Annotated in this window: 19 protein-coding genes; 5 read left to right on the plus strand and 14 right to left on the minus strand. The window is 39.2% G+C overall.

Features of this window, described 5'->3' with window-relative positions:
- Positions 1 to 318: 318 nt before the first annotated feature.
- Together ACFOWA_RS18300 and ACFOWA_RS18305 are read left to right on the plus strand one after the other, a co-directional pair.
- A complete protein-coding gene (locus tag ACFOWA_RS18300) occupies positions 319 to 696 on the plus strand; it encodes a hypothetical protein (protein WP_123206546.1) in 378 nt (125 codons plus the stop codon).
- Positions 697 to 705: 9 nt separating this feature from the next.
- Positions 706 to 2,973 (plus strand): T9SS type A sorting domain-containing protein, encoded by a 2,268-nt coding sequence (locus tag ACFOWA_RS18305; protein WP_123206545.1) that lies wholly within the window; start codon positions 706 to 708, stop codon positions 2,971 to 2,973.
- Positions 2,974 to 3,258: 285 nt separating this feature from the next.
- Here ACFOWA_RS18305 and ACFOWA_RS18310 read toward each other — a convergent pair whose 3' ends face one another.
- The 5 genes from ACFOWA_RS18310 to ACFOWA_RS18330 form a co-directional block, all read right to left on the minus strand.
- Complete coding sequence (locus ACFOWA_RS18310) at positions 3,259 to 3,876, minus strand: hypothetical protein (RefSeq protein WP_378988016.1); 618 nt, start codon at positions 3,874 to 3,876, stop codon at positions 3,259 to 3,261.
- A gap of 14 nt (positions 3,877 to 3,890) precedes the next feature.
- Complete coding sequence (locus ACFOWA_RS18315) at positions 3,891 to 4,838, minus strand: relaxase/mobilization nuclease domain-containing protein (RefSeq protein ID WP_378988020.1); 948 nt, start codon at positions 4,836 to 4,838, stop codon at positions 3,891 to 3,893.
- Positions 4,835 to 5,185, minus strand: coding sequence for a plasmid mobilization protein (locus ACFOWA_RS18320; protein WP_123207435.1), 351 nt, complete (start codon positions 5,183 to 5,185; stop codon positions 4,835 to 4,837). The genes ACFOWA_RS18315 and ACFOWA_RS18320 overlap by 4 nt, the downstream gene beginning before the upstream one ends.
- Positions 5,186 to 5,630: 445 nt before the next feature.
- Positions 5,631 to 5,909: a helix-turn-helix domain-containing protein gene (locus tag ACFOWA_RS18325; RefSeq protein ID WP_123207434.1), complete on the minus strand. Its 279-nt coding sequence runs from the start codon at positions 5,907 to 5,909 to the stop codon at positions 5,631 to 5,633.
- A gap of 98 nt (positions 5,910 to 6,007) precedes the next feature.
- Positions 6,008 to 6,751, minus strand: coding sequence for a hypothetical protein (locus tag ACFOWA_RS18330; protein ID WP_123207433.1), 744 nt, complete (start codon positions 6,749 to 6,751; stop codon positions 6,008 to 6,010).
- A 185-nt stretch (positions 6,752 to 6,936) separates the two neighbouring features.
- Here ACFOWA_RS18330 and ACFOWA_RS18335 point away from each other — a divergent pair, with 185 nt between their 5' ends.
- Positions 6,937 to 7,821, plus strand: coding sequence for a mechanosensitive ion channel family protein (locus ACFOWA_RS18335; RefSeq protein WP_378988025.1), 885 nt, complete (start codon positions 6,937 to 6,939; stop codon positions 7,819 to 7,821).
- Between the two features lie 355 nt (positions 7,822 to 8,176).
- On the opposite strand, the gene ACFOWA_RS18340 is transcribed toward ACFOWA_RS18335, so the two are convergent.
- The 3 genes from ACFOWA_RS18340 to nhaA form a co-directional block, all read right to left on the minus strand.
- Positions 8,177 to 8,389 (minus strand): response regulator, encoded by a 213-nt coding sequence (locus tag ACFOWA_RS18340; RefSeq protein ID WP_378988028.1) that lies wholly within the window; start codon positions 8,387 to 8,389, stop codon positions 8,177 to 8,179.
- Positions 8,390 to 8,713: 324 nt separating this feature from the next.
- Positions 8,714 to 10,045 carry a TIGR00341 family protein gene (locus ACFOWA_RS18345; protein ID WP_378988031.1) on the minus strand — a complete coding sequence of 444 codons (1,332 nt, stop codon included), beginning with the start codon at positions 10,043 to 10,045 and terminating at the stop codon, positions 8,714 to 8,716.
- Between the two features lie 4 nt (positions 10,046 to 10,049).
- A complete protein-coding gene (nhaA, locus tag ACFOWA_RS18350) occupies positions 10,050 to 11,384 on the minus strand; it encodes a Na+/H+ antiporter NhaA (RefSeq protein WP_123207427.1) in 1,335 nt (444 codons plus the stop codon).
- A 743-nt stretch (positions 11,385 to 12,127) separates the two neighbouring features.
- On the opposite strand from nhaA, the gene ACFOWA_RS20640 reads away from it, so the two are divergent.
- Positions 12,128 to 12,265, plus strand: coding sequence for a hypothetical protein (locus ACFOWA_RS20640; protein ID WP_449302268.1), 138 nt, complete (start codon positions 12,128 to 12,130; stop codon positions 12,263 to 12,265).
- A 256-nt stretch (positions 12,266 to 12,521) separates the two neighbouring features.
- Here the strand turns inward: ACFOWA_RS20640 and ACFOWA_RS18355 are convergent, their stop codons facing one another.
- From ACFOWA_RS18355 to ACFOWA_RS18380, 6 genes are read right to left on the minus strand one after another with little or no spacing between them, the layout of a single operon-like run.
- Positions 12,522 to 12,728 carry a chloride channel protein gene (locus ACFOWA_RS18355; protein ID WP_123207426.1) on the minus strand — a complete coding sequence of 69 codons (207 nt, stop codon included), beginning with the start codon at positions 12,726 to 12,728 and terminating at the stop codon, positions 12,522 to 12,524.
- 54 nt (positions 12,729 to 12,782) lie between these two features.
- A complete protein-coding gene (locus ACFOWA_RS18360; RefSeq protein WP_378988035.1) occupies positions 12,783 to 13,364 on the minus strand; it encodes a peroxiredoxin family protein in 582 nt (193 codons plus the stop codon).
- A gap of 47 nt (positions 13,365 to 13,411) precedes the next feature.
- Positions 13,412 to 13,540, minus strand: a complete 129-nt coding sequence (locus tag ACFOWA_RS18365; protein WP_378988038.1) for a hypothetical protein — start codon at positions 13,538 to 13,540, stop codon at positions 13,412 to 13,414.
- Positions 13,530 to 13,676, minus strand: a complete 147-nt coding sequence (locus tag ACFOWA_RS18370; protein WP_378988041.1) for a hypothetical protein — start codon at positions 13,674 to 13,676, stop codon at positions 13,530 to 13,532. Before ACFOWA_RS18370 ends, ACFOWA_RS18365 begins: the two co-directional genes overlap by 11 nt.
- 59 nt (positions 13,677 to 13,735) lie before the next feature.
- Entirely contained in the window at positions 13,736 to 14,002 is a 267-nt protein-coding gene (locus ACFOWA_RS18375; protein ID WP_378988044.1) for a zf-HC2 domain-containing protein, read from the minus strand.
- A gap of 1 nt (position 14,003) precedes the next feature.
- A complete protein-coding gene (locus ACFOWA_RS18380; protein ID WP_378988047.1) occupies positions 14,004 to 14,591 on the minus strand; it encodes a sigma-70 family RNA polymerase sigma factor in 588 nt (195 codons plus the stop codon).
- 129 nt (positions 14,592 to 14,720) lie between these two features.
- Between ACFOWA_RS18380 and ACFOWA_RS18385 the strand changes: the two genes are divergently transcribed.
- Entirely contained in the window at positions 14,721 to 15,458 is a 738-nt protein-coding gene (locus ACFOWA_RS18385; protein WP_378988050.1) for a DUF1223 domain-containing protein, read from the plus strand.
- The last annotated feature ends 21 nt before the right edge of the window (positions 15,459 to 15,479 follow it).

Raw genomic sequence — 15,479 nt, forward strand, 5'->3', positions numbered from 1 at the left:
GGGGGGATTTTAAAGTGGCTAACAGAAGTAAATTTGATTCGGTTTATGTCCCATTTTTACTGAAACCTGCTACACATTTTATGCTTAAAAATGATAGCAAATTGGTGCAGGGGATAATTTCTTTGTCGTAAAACCAGATTATTTGGAAAGTAATATTCAGACAAAAAAAATGGGATTAAGGCTTAGAACTACAGTAATCTTTAACTAATATCTAGGTAAGTAGAAAAACCTTAAAAAAAAAGTTAATTAACAAATAATTAATACATTAGGTTTTATTTGTTAATTTTTTTTAAATATTTTTATTAAAAATAAATCATTATGAAAATAAAATGTTTTTCACTTTTAATATGCAGTCTTCTTCTGTTAGGTGCTCAATGTAAGAAAGACGAAAATGATATTGATCAATCATTATGTAATAATGCAAAAGTAATTAGGTCAACCTGTGGTGGCATTGTAATACAGCTGCTAAAAAGAAATGATATTGGGAGTAGCTGGACCGATCCTTCTGTCACTAACGGACCCGCCTATCCTAATTGCGTACTAACCAACACACTTCCGACCGACAAAAATAAACAAGGTCAACCTTTATCAATTAAATTTGAGGTAGTCACTCAATTTGAGGGAGGAAACCTTTGCGACATTGGAGGACTTCCCAGCAATAAGATATCTATAAAAGAATTTTTCGAATGTAAATAATTAAAACTTATGTATAACGCCTCTCTCAACAAACACCTAATTTCAATAATGTGTATCGTTACCTTAATGGTGACATCGATATCTGTTGTTTCGGCACAGATTGCTTCCAGAAATAGTAAAGAAAAAGTATTTTACCCAAAGCTTAAAGGGATAAACGTCGAAAGGAGATTTTCCATAAGTGATGAAGAAATTAGAGCATTATCAAAACAGGATTCCATTGAGAAAATAAATGGTTATCCATTCAGATTTGGTAAAGACGTCTCTGCAGACATTGATTTTATAGAGGCCAGTGAAAAAAGAAAAATTGGAGATTCAAGCTTTTGTTACTTGTCAGTTTCTTCTCCAAAAGCCTTCAGCATAAATTTGATTTTCGATAAATTAAGATTGGGAAATAGCGCTTTTATCAATATATATAATGACGATAACACTTTTGCTTATGGGCCAATAACTTCAAAAGATATCCAAAAAAACGGGGTGCTATGGACAGATTTAATCAAAGGGGACAAGATTATAATTGAATTAGTTACAACTGGCGATGTAGCTGAGAATAGTGTACATATATCTAGAATTATCCATGGATATAGAAATACTTTTACACCGAACGTTTTCGGTGACGCCTTAGCGTGTAATAATGATATTGCTTGTCCAGTGGGTTCAACGTGGAGAGATGACGCTAACTCAGTAGCCATGATACTTTTAGCTAATGGTACAAGATTATGTACTGGGGCGTTGATCAATAGCGTTCCTAATGACTACAAACCGTATTTCCTTACCGCATTTCATTGTCTGGACGGAAATTCAGATGCTAATTTATCTAATACCGAACAATCTGCTGTAAACAATTGGTTATTCAGGTTCAGATACGAAAGTCCTACCTGTAATGGAACGGATGGAACTGATTTTGTCACATTCAGTGGAGCAGATTTAAGGTCTGCCCACCAAGCTACTGATATGACACTTTTGGAATTATACAACAATCCTGCCGTCGTTGGTTGTATTTCCTTCGCAGGATGGACGAAATCAGCAACCGCACCATCTTCAGCAACTACTATACACCATCCTGCTGGGGATGTAAAGAAAATCTCTTTTGATAACAACTCATTAATAACGAACAGCAGTGTAATAAACTGGTTTGGAGGGACTACTTCTCCTGTTAACTCCCACTGGGTTGTGGGTTTGGATAACGGAACCTCAGAGGGAGGTTCATCAGGGGCGCCCCTTTTTGATCAAGACCATAAGATTGTCGGTCAACTCCATGGCGGTGAAAATGGCTGCGCTCCAATAACCAAATATTATGGGAGATTTGATCTGTCATGGAATGGTGGTGGAACAAATGCAACAAGACTGAGCAACTGGTTAGACCCATCCAACACTGGAACTAATTCCCTGAATACCGTTTACCCAGGCAATATCTCAGGGCCGAAGTATGTTTGCCAAGAGGGAACTTTTAGCATCACCAACCTGCCTAATGGAGCAACTTTCACTTGGAGCATTGAGGGAGCGGGTGGTACACTTACTAATATCGTGGGAAATCAGGTCACTCTGAACAAGACTAATGATGGGATATCGGTATTAAAGGCTACCGTCACAACAAATTGTGGTTCTTACGTCTTGGAAAGCTTTCAAATTCGTATGGGCGTTCCTTATAGCGTAAGAGTTACAGAACTTTATTGCGAGGATGGTTGTGGTGGAACTCTTGGTGATGGGACGATTTTATTATGTGGCGAACCTAACCTATATAGTGACTATAATAATCTCTTTAAATATGATATTGGACAGATACCAGCCTTCCCGGTCGAGCTAAATTATTATATTCAAAATATTAACGGTATTTTTTTTCAGAGCAAGATTATCACCACCACTCAAACAGGGATTATATACTTGCCTGAACAAATGCCCCTTGGTTTTTACAATTTAGAAGTTTGGTTGAGCGGCACAGAGTGTATAGAACCTATGTGGGAAGAAGGCTTCGTTGCTGTCAGTTGCAATACATCCAATATAGTCGTTTACCCTAATCCAGCAAGTAATGAGTTGAGAATCGGATATAAAAAAATTGGAGCAACTGCCGATCAAACTAAAAATAATGATTTAAAAGAAGAAAAGGATTTTAGTGTAAAGTTGTTTAACAAAAATGGTGTTTTATTAAAAGAAGCAAAGACTACTGCAATAAACAAGGAAATCCAACTTCAGGTATCAGATTTACCAAATGACACGTATTTTTTACACATCCTTCAGGACAAGGAGATTATCAAAAAGCAGGTGATAGTACAACACTAACTTAACGCCTTGTCAGCCGATAAATACTGCTATCTGGGCGATTCCAATTTTAAAATAAAGACGACGTCTCTTCAAGAGGTGAAATTACGCTTTTTTAGAAAATGGTTGAACCCATTATTGCCAGAGGGCTAAACAGCTATTAATTAAGGGCGCAACGAGCGCCCCTAATTAAATTACTTCTCCTCTATTGCACAAAACACAAACTCCGTAAATGCAAAATCGGAACGAAGGTGGATTGTGTGTCCGGGTTCGATAGGCCACAAATGAAGGATGGCCAAAACACATCTATTTGATTTTTATTTTTTTTTGTCGCCTGTGTTGCAGTTTCTTCTTTAGTAACCGCGCTTTGTTGAGTTCAGTCTCTTTGTTTCTAAGGCTCTGCTCCGCCTGCAGCAGTTGCTCTTGGTTGAGTATGATTTCTTTTGCAGCCCTAACCAGGCTATCCCTTGCAGATACAAATGCCAAATCCACACGATTCAAATATTCTGGATTATAAGCCCTTAAGTACAAAAGTTTATCACTATCCAAAGCCAGCGAGGCATTTCGGTTCAGTATGTACGCAGTTAATCCAGTTAAAACTGCAATAAAAATAAAACCAGAAAATATGCCCACAACCAAACCCTTACTATTCTTGTCAAGATAATGGTGATGTTTAACTGGGATGATGTCCGGCACTTTTTCTATTTTCCGATTTAAACTGACCAACATAGCTTTTAAATCCTCCCGGTCTAATTTTCCATTAACATCAGTTAACTCCTGTAATACCTTTTTGAAATCATCACCATAATTAGCAGGTTGGGTATTGATTAATGTCCGGACATTATCTTCCAGCGCTTTGCTCTGAGTTGCCAAGGCCTCTAAAATCTCTCCAAAATTATCTAATGATTGCTCTACTGTTTTCATGTCATTTAATTTAATTACCTACTCATTCCCCGGCTTTTGCCCTTAGCCTGAGATTTCTTTTTTCTTTTAATAAATGGCTCGGGTTCTGTGGCAAGGGTGGGAAGTTCCGATTGCAGCAAAACCTCGAGCAAGGAGGTGCCGGTATGATCAGACTGAATATGATTACGAATCTCATTAACCAGATTCTGCATGGTAGCGGGTTCTTTTGTCCCTGCCGGAGAATAGGAGGTATCTAAAGCTATTGCATTAAATTCGGCATTCAGCTTACCATAACTTAGCGACCTGTCAATCTCGGAGCCCTTGAACACATAGCCATCCTTGTTAAAAGAAAGTCCCTGAATCTTCTGGGTATTCCCATTGTATTTGAAAATAATTCCAACCCCATCATTTTTCAGGGCCTGCTCAAAGTTTCCCCAATTTTTTGTAACGGCTTTCGCATATATGATATGGTCAAAAATCTCATACTTAACCTTATCAGCCCCCTTTAGTGCCTGTCTATTCACATGCATTTTGCAGGAAGCTAAAAATAAACCATGAGCCTTGGTCAGTTCCCGGCATACCTTCGCGTTTTTATGGAACAGGTTTTTATCAGAAATGGTCTTACCTGAATTTGAGACCCGGTTATACACAATATGTACATGCGGATGCGATTTATCTTCATGCCTGACAAAAAGTACCTGCGTATCTTTGATGCCAATCCTATCAAGGTATTCATTTGCCATTTCCAGCATTTTTTCATCAGTTAGCTTCAGCTTATCCTGCTCACTGAGGTTTAGGGAAATGTGACCAACCGCTTTAGTTAGCTCCGGATTTGCGGAACGCTGAAAATTAAAATCTGCAATCGTCCTTTTCACGTCAGCGGTCCTGATGCCCAAGCCATCAAGCACTCTTGCAGTATCCTTTTGAACTACATAGCGCACGCAGCCACCAAAACTCTTTCCCGATGTTATTTTGCCAATCATAAATCATTCATTGTTTTCATATGATCTTCAATTTCCGAGATCAGATCCTGACAGCGCTTAGCCATAATCAGCAGGCCCAGTTGGTGGGCTTTTTTCGTCAGCTGATTTAAATTGTTTGCCATGCCTGCAAGTACCCTGTGAGCAGAGATTTCCACTTCTCCAAATCTGCTCATTACCTTGGATGAGATTACTGAATGCCTTATAAAATCACTTATGCCCATTCCAGCTCGCTTTGATTTTTGTTCCAAAAGAAATCGCTCGGTGATGGTTAACCGCAGTCTGACCATACTTTGTCTTTTTATTTTTTTTGGTGGTCTTCCACCTTTTTTCTTTGGTCGAATTTCCATACTAATCTAATTTAGGTCTTTATGGCGGCAGCCACTTTCTGCGACCATCGGGAGCGGAAAGCAAGTTCTTTTTCCCCGGGAAAAAGGTTTTTGTGGTAACAAAAACATAAACTTGCTCCCTCAAAATTTTTAAAAAACCCTTTCTCAATAAACCGGTTCATACAACGTTATTTATTTAAAAAAATCAAACTACCTGATGGATTGAAAGATGGCAGATAAGTAATGTAACCTGACCTGGATAAATCCGTAATACACTTATGGTAAGTGCTGGTTGATCTGATCTTTGAAATCCTCATTAGCTTTTTCCTGGTGACCACGACCGGATTCATCCGGCCACCACTGGCCCAGCACTGAACGATTGATGTAAAGAGACTGATATGTATGGGCGAAATCACATGGTCTTCCGCTGCCTTGCACAGGAAGATTGTTAATGGTGTAGCCATTTTCATCTCAGAATATTAGACGTTTTTGGAAACTGCAGAACTTTGTTGATTTCCTCCATGCTGTAATACATGGTCCCGCCAATTTTGGTAAAGCTGAGTGTTCCGTTATTTCTAAGGGTTTGAAGAGTTCCGGCCGATATGCCCAATAACTTCCTGACCTCATTGCTACGAAGCCATTTTTTATCAGCGGGTTTTTCTGGAGCCAGAAAAGCTTTAAGTTCTTTAAATAGATCTGATTTAAAATCCATCAAATCAGATTTGGTCATAATTTCTATAGACATAAAATTCAATTACTTTGGCGACATTGCCAATACGAAATTGAATCAGAAAAGTACGTTTTAAATGACCATTTATATGCTTTGGTCAGATTGGTTGTATTTTACTTAGGTTCCAGCGGTATGATTTTAAATAGCTTATTGGACTCCGCGACTTCTGATCCCTTAACTAATTTAGTAGATGTATTGGCTGGAAAGTAATTCCGAAGTGTTTCCGGGGAGATCTCATTTTCTCCTTGCTGAAAATATCTAGCAATCATTTTGTACCAGGGGCTTTGAGATTGTGAACGGGCCAGCTTTTTGCCATCTGGCATTTCAATATGCTGGATTTGTTTAATTAGATCGACCAACGTAGGGAGGTTCCCTTCAAGAATTCTGATCTTTTGGTCTGGATCGAACCTGCTGATCGATTTCAGTTTATTCTTCAAGTCATTTATCTCCAACTTCAGTGCTGAAATTTCCAGGTCTTTTTCAGCCACGACAACCTCTATTTTTTTAGAGATATTCCATGTATCGAGCTGTGCAATGGTACCCTTGAATTCTCTAAGTTTTTTTAGGGTTTCAATCGTGTTGAGTGAGGAAACCTTTTTTTTAAGGTATTCAATGATACGGTCGTCCACTATCGTCCAGACATTTAAGAAGAATTTTTCTTCCAAGCCTGGGTTTCTTGAAATAAACCAGTTAAGATGATATTGATAAAATGCTGTATATTCCTCAGAAGAGAGTCTAAACAACTTGGTGACAAAAAAATTATTCTCGAACTTCGTATTGAAGAAGAGTGGAAAACCTAAGTCAAAATGATGCGGTTTGCGAACTGATAAATCTCTAAACTTAAAATATTGCAACATATAATAGGTTTTGATGAGAGGCTAATTTAAATTTTCTTGGCAAGAAATGCAAATCGACCTAGATTACAGCCTTGTAAGGAAGTCCGTGTCTTTTATTGATATCTCTAGAAATACCAAAAAGGCTTAAAAAACCTAAAACCTGACAAAAACCGTTGACCTTATTCACCACAAAATAGTACTTCATTATGGATTTTAATCATGCTTATGAACTGATTACCGATAAGTTAGTCTTATGGACAAAGGATTTTATACGGATTCTTCCCAATATTACTCTTGCAGCCCTCATCCTCGTTCTTGGCATCTTCATTGCAAAGTCACTTCGAAAAATAGTAAACAAACTGATAAGAAAGGTTATACATAACGAGACGCTAGATAATCTTTTCAGCACACTTATCTATATCTTTTTAATAGGGATCGTAATTTTTATAGCATTAAGCGTTCTGCGGCTAGACAAAGCTGTTACATCAATATTGGCCGGTGCGGGGATATTGGGACTGGCTTTGGCCTTTGCCTTTCAAGATATTGCAGCTAACTTTATGTCAGGGATTTTCATCTCGATTCGAAAGCCATTATACGTGGGCGACATTGTTAAAATCAAGGATTACATGGGCAAGGTGGAGGAGATTAATCTTCGGGATACCGTCATACGAACTTATCAGGGCCAGATGGTGATTCTACCAAATAGGGATGTTTTCCAAAGCCCAATTGAGAACTACAGCCTTTTGGGGAAAAGACGGATCGACCTGGAAGTTGGTATTTCTTACGGTGATGACCTGGATAAGGCGAAACAAGTAACTCTGGACGCGGTAATGGATATCGATGGGCTCTCTGCCGATGAGGAGGTGGCCATGTTCTATACGGGATTTGGCGATAGCTCTATAAACTATGTAATCAGGATGTGGATTAGTACCACCGAGCAGGTTAATTTTTTGGAGGTGAAGAGCCAGGCCATCATGCGCATAAAAAAGGCGTATGACCAAAACGACATTATGATACCTTTTCCAATTAGGACGCTGGACTTTGGCATTAAAGGGGGTGTTTCCTTGAATGATACCAAAGCGACTGAATAATTCTAAAGTTCTGTCGGTAATAGGTTCATAGGCGCATGAGACCTTATACATTGTCTTTTTTAGTCCATCAGCTTATCATGTAAATTAGAATCTCAACTTATCGAAATTGTTTTTCAATTGTGTCAAGTAGGTGCATAGGAATGCAGGGACTGCAAAAGTTCGCACTCTTGCTGATGCTATATTTAACCAGCCCAAAACCTGTTTATGCTACAAACTGCCTGTTTACCCTGAACACCAGATCGTCTACATCAAATGGCTTGGAAATAAAGTCATCGGGTTTGCAAAGAAGATTGATATCTTTCATACCATGTGTGGCAGAAATCATGATCACCGGTATGTGACCAATTTTTTTAGCTCACTTGGAAATATTGCAAAGATCCCTTCCGTCTACTTCCCCTAGCATTATATCCAGTAGAATCAGATCAGGACAAAAGGATAAAATACTCTCAGAAAAAAGCAGTCCATTGCTTATTCCCAATACCTGAAAACCTTCCATATCCATTATCAGGGATAAGATTTCCAGAATATCTGGATTATCGTCTACGATCATTATTTTCTTTGCATCCATCTTATCTGTTATTAGATCCCGGAAAAAGTATGTAGTACCCTGATCTTATTAAGAACGAATTGGTTAGGATAAAGTTTTACTTATTAAAAGTGATAGTGGAATATCAACATTATGCCAAGCGATGATACGCTGAACATAGAAATGATTCCTTGAAACCTGATAAATCGACTTTGAACCAATTGACCAGATAGCAATTCGATATAGTCGGTCCATACAATCCCAGCTAATCTGCTATCAGCAGATTCAATTTTAGGTGGTGAAATCCGCTTTTATGTTTAGTTGATGTTATCCAAACAGAAGTCAGCTTAGACTTTATATAGTTGGCTATTGCAAAATTATTTTTAACTTTTGGGATGTTAACCTCGCTTTTAGCCATTTTTCCAATTTACCCTTCTCCGACACTGGCATACCTCCGTTTAGGGTAGCAGTGAACTGAAGAACAGTGTCTTTTTTAAGAGTATCTGTATTCATGTAAATCTTATTGGCTATACTATAACTTTTGATAGCCGGAAACAGGCTTTTAATTTCTTCCCGGATTTCTGGAATTTCGCTATCATCCTTATTTGCAGACACAGTCTTTTTGGCCAGTGAATCCCTGTTAAACACATCCTCCATTATACTGGCCTTTATCTGGGAAAAATCCACATTTGCCCTAGCATCGAGCCCCTGGCGAATAATGAGCTTGGTACCCTGAAGGTTATATACAGATAGTTTTGAACGGATGCTGTCGACGGTTGGTTTGGAGAGTTCCGCGCCAATTAAAAGTAAATCGATTTCTCTTGAATTCCTTGAGTACTTAAAACTCTTGTTAACCACCTGGGTATTACTGAAATTAAACTCCTCACGAATAAGTCGCTGTGCACTGCTTTCAAAGATACTTTTCTGTACAATTCCGTAAGCGAGATAAATGCTTGGCAGAACGGTTACCAAAACGGTAATTAGGATATATCTCGACACCTTTTTTTCAGTATTTTTATTCTCAAAGTATTTTTTGTTAAACTTCAAAAAACGAACAATCAGATAGGTCGAGATGCAAATGAATAAGCTATTGATAAAGAAAAGATAGATTGCCCCGGCAAAAAAAAGCAGGTTGCCCGAGGCTAGCCCAAATCCTGCTGTACAGAGGGGCGGCATCAATGCAGTCGCGATGGCCACTCCTGGAATCACATTGCTTTTTTCCTTTCTCGTCACCGCTATCGCTCCGGCCAAACCGCCAACAAAGGCAATGAATACATCCCATATCGAGGGCGTTGTCCTAGCCAGTAGTTCACTCTGGGCATCATGCAGTGGGGTGATATAAAAGTAGAGTGTCGAGGTGGCAATACTTATAAGTGCCGCAATAAGGAGATTTCTCCCTCCCTGTCGTACCAGGGCAAGGTCATTTGTCCCGATACCCAGTCCGATCCCAATTATCGGCCCCATAAGCGGCGAGATGAGCATCGCCCCGATGATTACGGCCGTCGAGTTGACGTTCAGGCCTATCGAAGCGATGAATATTGCAAATATTAGGGTCCATAGGCTTGGTCCAACAAAAACCGTATTGGCCTTGATGGCCGAGACTACTTCTTCCTCATTAGCCTTATCCAGATGGAGGTTGAACCTGCGCTGAAAAAATAATTTGATGTAAGCACCTAGGCCTGATTCGTGTTCTTTCATACTGCTATTTTTTTAATCCAGTTTGATTCCGGGCCGTTCCCCTTAACACTAGAGTACCCAATATGCCTGACAGACCAGAGGCAATTAGAATCCCATATTTTGCCTGTTCAACATATTCTGGACTCGAAAAGGCCAGTCCGCTAATAAAAAGAGACATTGTAAAACCTATCCCGGCAAGCAATGCAACCCCGATCATGTGTTTCCAGGTTCCGCCTTCAGGTAATTTGGCAATACCCAGTTTTACCATGATATAACAAAATAGCAATATTCCTGTAAATTTGCCCAATACCAATCCCGCTGTTACGCCAATGGATACCGGATTGATTATAGCGGTGAAAAAATCAGCACCGATAATTATGCCTGAGTTTGCCAATGCAAAAAGGGGCATAACCAGAAAGGCCACATAGGGGTGTAACGCATGCTCAATCTTTTGGAGTGGGGTTTCTGCAGCGAGGCTGAGGTTTTTCACCTGCTGTATGGTATGGTGCTGGTCGGGGGTGGTCAGCGTGCTATTACTGGGGATCTCGCGGTCAAAATCATCAGTTAGTTTACGCAGGTTATTGGAATATACCTCTTCATCAATTCTCGTCCTTGCCGGAATAGTAAAGGCGACAATTACCCCGGCAAGAGTAGCATGAACGCCTGATAAAAGGAACCCTATCCATACAGCAATCCCGAGTATGAGGTAAAATGCACTGCTTCTAATACCCATTACGTTTCCGATAATCAACACCAATAAAAAGATTCCGGCAATGCCAAGGGCTACAAAGTTGACCTGTCCGGTATAAAAGAAGGCGATAACCATTACTGCTCCAAGGTCATCCGCCACAGCTAGTGCAGAGAGAAAAACCTTGATGCTAGCAGGGATGTGCTTGCCTGCCATGGAAAGCAAGGCTAGTGCAAAGGCAATATCAGTAGCCATCGGAATTCCCCAGCCATGGGAGGCACCTGTCCCGCTGTTGATCAAAAAGTAAATTGTCGCAGGAACAAGCATACCGCCCAATGCTGCTGTCATCGGTAGCAATGCCTTGGAAACGGTGGAGAGTTCACCCTCCATAAATTCACGTTTGAGCTCAAGGCCGATCACAAAAAAGAAGAGTGCCATCAGCCCATCATTTATCCAGATGTGAAGGGGCTTATCGAGCAGGTGCTCGCCTAAACCAACCATAAAATGCGTTTCCCATAAAAGATGGTAAGATTCACTAAATCCGGAGTTTGCCCAGATGATAGCCAGCAGTACACTAATCAGCAAGACAATACCACTAGTGTATTCCAGGTGGACAAAACGACTAACTGGGGCTATTATTCTTTCTATCGGGCTTTTTGGTATGCTATTCATTAAGAGGGTTTTTGATGGATTACTAAAGGCATAAAAATACGCTTTTAGTCGGATTATTGTTCCAAACCATGTAATAAACGAGGTACTGACACCTGAAAATTAGCATCGCCGTTCCACTATTATTCATGTACATCACCGTGTAGATATAAGCGGTTGGTATAAATTACAGGCACGCTGAAGGTTTGGCGTTCATAGCCCAGTTGATATGCAACGAAGGAATGACAGATTTTTTTATCCAACCTAGGTAATGAATTGTAAGTTCAAAATAAGCTCAACTTTACTAACACGTTCAGGTTGAAAATAAGCCACCCCATTATGAAACTCATTAGACTATGAAAGAAACCAATTAATCAAACAATAAATCGATTATCAAGAATTTATATAGAAATAATTCCACAGGAATCGTTTTGGCTAGATTATCTAAAATTAATAGCATGAAAAAATGTAGTAGCATCATCAGGACAAGCAGAATGATAACTTGGGGTAGGAATGTAAGGCGAATTCATGTAATGCACCTCTTTTATACATGCATTATCCTAATAGGTATATTAATGAGGTTGTTGAATATTGATGCCTTTAACGTCTTACTTTCGCTGCTTTTATTGCTCCTGCTGATTACCGGATATGCTTTTTTAGCAATTAGTTTAAGGGACCATATTAAATATTTTGGAACCCATATATTGATACTGGTGACTGGCCCCCCTCGCTGGCAATGTTGAAATTGGTCCGATTTTCACTGCTAGTTGTATATTCTCTCTGATGTAATGATTTGGGTTTCTTCTTTTGTCATTCCAATATTACTAATCAATATGTTAAGGAGCCGACAATATCTTCCCTTTCCGAAGATAATCTGGCGTTTTATGGGATTTATCGCGGGCTAAATATTTCAAAAAAGTAATTGCCACTTTAAGGTCGGTTACTCAAATAGTCGAGTAAGCAAACCCTATCATTTCATGATATAGGTGACTCCACTTTCCAGTAGAATCACACTGAGATGAAAAGCCCTTAGTCCATAAGCGGTATTTAATCCTTTTCTATGAGACAACAGAGTATTATCTAAATGAGCACAGTGGATGTTTGCCCTCATATGACAGCGGTTTTGCCTTATCTGCAACGGCTTTTTTTTAATACTTCTATTTACGAAATAGCAAACGTAATCATCAAAGACACCATCAGCACATATCCACCAGTGATTTTGGCGATCAGGAATATTCCGTTCAGAGGGGCATGCGTGATGGAACTTAGAGCGGCGGCCATTTCCATTAAGATGAAATTGGAGGTATTCAGATGTAGAAGACCTGTCAGATTTACGTGTAGGCAAAAACAAATCCTATCCTTACTCATAATAAAATTGCCCAAACTAAAAAAATGGATTAACCCATTTTCTGGCCTGCTAAATTAAAGCTCGGCAGATAATAATTTAACAGATGCCCTTTTCTGATAATTGGGATCAAAGTGCACATATTTGATCTTACCTGAACGGTCAATGATATAAGTTGCAGGAACGGGTAAGGTATGACGGCTATTGCCATTATTCGCTTCCAGATTAATTCCGTAGCCCTTGTATTTAGTAAAGGTTGCATCATCCATCATAAAGTTTACACCGTATGCCTTCATAATATTATCATCCTTATCTTGAATAATGGAAAAACCAGCTTTGGTTTTCTTTATTGTTTTTGAAATGTTATCGCTCGTTTCAGGTGTAACTCCTATTACATAAGCACTTTTACCGGTAAGCAATTGCAAAGAATCCTGAAGTTCTTTAATGTGCTTATTGCAATATGGACACCATTGACCCCGGTAGAAAAAGAGCACAACAGACTTGTGGTCTTTTAATAAACCCTGCAAACTTATTTTTTTTCCATTTTGATCTACCCCGCTAAAGGATGGCGCTTTAGTGCCAGCTGTTAATCCTTTTTGTGCATTTGCATTAAAACCCAGCATGATAAACAGGGCGAAAATTAGTATAATTCTTTTCATCTATATTAAAATATTGGCAGGAAAGAAAATACTTCCCTGCCTGTTTTCTACATTTTCCCTTTCGACATTTTACTGTCAGACATTTTAGATTTCTCCATTTTAGTTTTTTGCATCGAATCTGCTTTCATTTTCGACACTTTACTTTTCTCCATCTTATCCATTTTCTTATTGCCCATTTTTGTCCTGTCTCATGTCAGACATTTTTCCCTTTTCTTGTTGAGGAACGTTCGCAACACCTGATGCAGATAAACTTACTACTACCAAAGCAGTAAAAAAAAGCTTACCTGCCGATTTTAAGATTTGATTTTTCATGTTATTGTGTTTTTGTTTCACTATTGGTCGCCAATCAAGAGAACTCCTTACAATAAAAATCAATTTTTATTCATTTCTTTTTCAATTTGCTGCTGAATCTTAACTTTAAAAGTATCATCCAATTTGATTACATCGGATGGAAAACCCGTGAATAGGCGGATGATGAGCATACTTTGCTTTTGGTAGGTTCTGCACAACGAACAGCCTGCCAAATGAACCTGCAATTGTAGCGCTTCCGACGCGGTAATGTTCCCCAATGTTCTTTTTTCGATAAGAAGAGTCGCTTGCTTACAGTTATATATTATTTTTTTTAGTGCTCCTGTCATATCAGTTCCAGTGTTTTTGAAGGCATGCCCTCAGGTTAAGTTTTGTTCTGTGCATAATTACCCAGAAATTAGCATCTGTAAGTTTAAGTTCTACACAGATTTTTTCCGATGCCAGGTCATCTATATGTTTCATAGAAAATACCGAAAACCACAATACAGGAAGTTTTTTAAGGCAAGCATTTAAAATACCGCCAAGCTCCTTTACCAACAGCGGGTTGTTTTCGTCCAATCCAAAGCCCTTGGGGTAATGCTGTATATTCCAGTGCCCGTTATCTGCATCGAAGAAATTCTGCTGTTCTGTTTCAGCAGTCCTGATTGCGGCAATACCCTTTGATGCCTGCCTTCGGTAGAAATCTGCAACTTTGTTTTTAAGGATGCCAGTGAGCCATGTTTTCTCGCTGCTCTTTCCTTCAAATTTGGAAACCTGCTGAAGCGCAGCCAGAAAAGTATCCTGTACTAAATCCCTTGCTATCTCCTCATCGCGGAGCCTGGAAAAGGCAAAACGATACAGATAATCTGCATACTGTTCAACCCAGGTTACAGGATCGCTCTTTAACGGGCTATTTATTGTGGTCTTTTCCTGTTCCATTTTTTTTATTAAATTGTATAAATATAGTACTTAAGCATTTAGTCGCTGAAAAATTAATTCCTTACAATTTCTTTTATTTTTTTGTAAGGATTCCACAGGAATAGCGACCAATGATAAAAAAATAAGCTTATGTCCAGAAAAATAGCATTACTCTTACTTTCAATATGTACGATAAGTTTTGCCTTCACTAGTAAACGCAAGGAATCGGCTCCGAATGGTTTTGCAGTAGTAGAACTTTTTACTTCAGAAGGCTGCTCAAGTTGTCCGCCAGCTGATGCATTGGTTGCCAGAATAGAGAAGGAAAATCAAGACAGACCTGTTTACATCCTGGCCTATCATGTCGATTATTGGGATCGCCTTGGCTGGAAAGATACCTTTAGCAATCGTATATTTTCTCAAAGGCAGAATCAATATGCAAAATGGTTAAACTTAAGCAGCGTTTATACGCCACAGATTGTGGTAAATGGCAGTAGAGAATTTGTCGGTTCAGAAGAAAAAACACTGCGGAGCGCAATTACGTCTTCGCTTTCTGAAACAGGCAAGGTAAAACTTGCAATCTCCGTTTCGGGGCAAAGCACCATACTCAATTATCAAATCAACCAACCAACATTGGGCTACAATCTACTTGTTGCCGTCATCACCCCAAACGCAAGCAATAAAATTGAACGTGGCGAAAATAAAGGAAGAACACTTTCACATGTGCAGATAGTGCGCAATCTGGAAAATTTCAGGCTAAACGGGAAAGATAAAGGAAGTGTAGATTTCCTCCCTATAAGAGGAATCCAGCAGGGCAATGCCGAAATCATCGCCTTATTACAAAATGAAAAAACAGGACAAATAACTGCAGCGGCAAAGCTTAAATTTTAAGGCTAAAAGGTCAGATCTTTT

It is taken from the genome of Pedobacter lithocola (assembly GCF_042650845.1).
Taxonomy (GTDB): Bacteria; Bacteroidota; Bacteroidia; order Sphingobacteriales; family Sphingobacteriaceae; genus Pedobacter; species Pedobacter lithocola.

Bases quoted from the DNA above. Each gene is read 5' to 3' on its own strand.
- ACFOWA_RS18300 (WP_123206546.1), top strand. From the start codon at position 319: ATGAAAATAAAATGTTTTTCACTTTTAATATGCAGTCTTCTTCTGTTA.
- ACFOWA_RS18305 (WP_123206545.1), top strand. From the start codon at position 706: ATGTATAACGCCTCTCTCAACAAACACCTAATTTCAATAATGTGTATC.
- ACFOWA_RS18310 (WP_378988016.1), bottom strand. From the start codon at position 3,876: ATGAAAACAGTAGAGCAATCATTAGATAATTTTGGAGAGATTTTAGAG.
- ACFOWA_RS18315 (WP_378988020.1), bottom strand. From the start codon at position 4,838: ATGATTGGCAAAATAACATCGGGAAAGAGTTTTGGTGGCTGCGTGCGC.
- ACFOWA_RS18320 (WP_123207435.1), bottom strand. From the start codon at position 5,185: ATGGAAATTCGACCAAAGAAAAAAGGTGGAAGACCACCAAAAAAAATA.
- ACFOWA_RS18325 (WP_123207434.1), bottom strand. From the start codon at position 5,909: ATGTCTATAGAAATTATGACCAAATCTGATTTGATGGATTTTAAATCA.
- ACFOWA_RS18330 (WP_123207433.1), bottom strand. From the start codon at position 6,751: ATGTTGCAATATTTTAAGTTTAGAGATTTATCAGTTCGCAAACCGCAT.
- ACFOWA_RS18335 (WP_378988025.1), top strand. From the start codon at position 6,937: ATGGATTTTAATCATGCTTATGAACTGATTACCGATAAGTTAGTCTTA.
- ACFOWA_RS18340 (WP_378988028.1), bottom strand. From the start codon at position 8,389: ATGGATGCAAAGAAAATAATGATCGTAGACGATAATCCAGATATTCTG.
- ACFOWA_RS18345 (WP_378988031.1), bottom strand. From the start codon at position 10,045: ATGAAAGAACACGAATCAGGCCTAGGTGCTTACATCAAATTATTTTTT.
- nhaA (WP_123207427.1), bottom strand. From the start codon at position 11,384: ATGAATAGCATACCAAAAAGCCCGATAGAAAGAATAATAGCCCCAGTT.
- ACFOWA_RS18355 (WP_123207426.1), bottom strand. From the start codon at position 12,728: ATGAGTAAGGATAGGATTTGTTTTTGCCTACACGTAAATCTGACAGGT.
- ACFOWA_RS18360 (WP_378988035.1), bottom strand. From the start codon at position 13,364: ATGAAAAGAATTATACTAATTTTCGCCCTGTTTATCATGCTGGGTTTT.
- ACFOWA_RS18365 (WP_378988038.1), bottom strand. From the start codon at position 13,540: ATGGGCAATAAGAAAATGGATAAGATGGAGAAAAGTAAAGTGTCGAAA.
- ACFOWA_RS18370 (WP_378988041.1), bottom strand. From the start codon at position 13,676: ATGAAAAATCAAATCTTAAAATCGGCAGGTAAGCTTTTTTTTACTGCT.
- ACFOWA_RS18375 (WP_378988044.1), bottom strand. From the start codon at position 14,002: ATGACAGGAGCACTAAAAAAAATAATATATAACTGTAAGCAAGCGACT.
- ACFOWA_RS18380 (WP_378988047.1), bottom strand. From the start codon at position 14,591: ATGGAACAGGAAAAGACCACAATAAATAGCCCGTTAAAGAGCGATCCT.
- ACFOWA_RS18385 (WP_378988050.1), top strand. From the start codon at position 14,721: ATGTCCAGAAAAATAGCATTACTCTTACTTTCAATATGTACGATAAGT.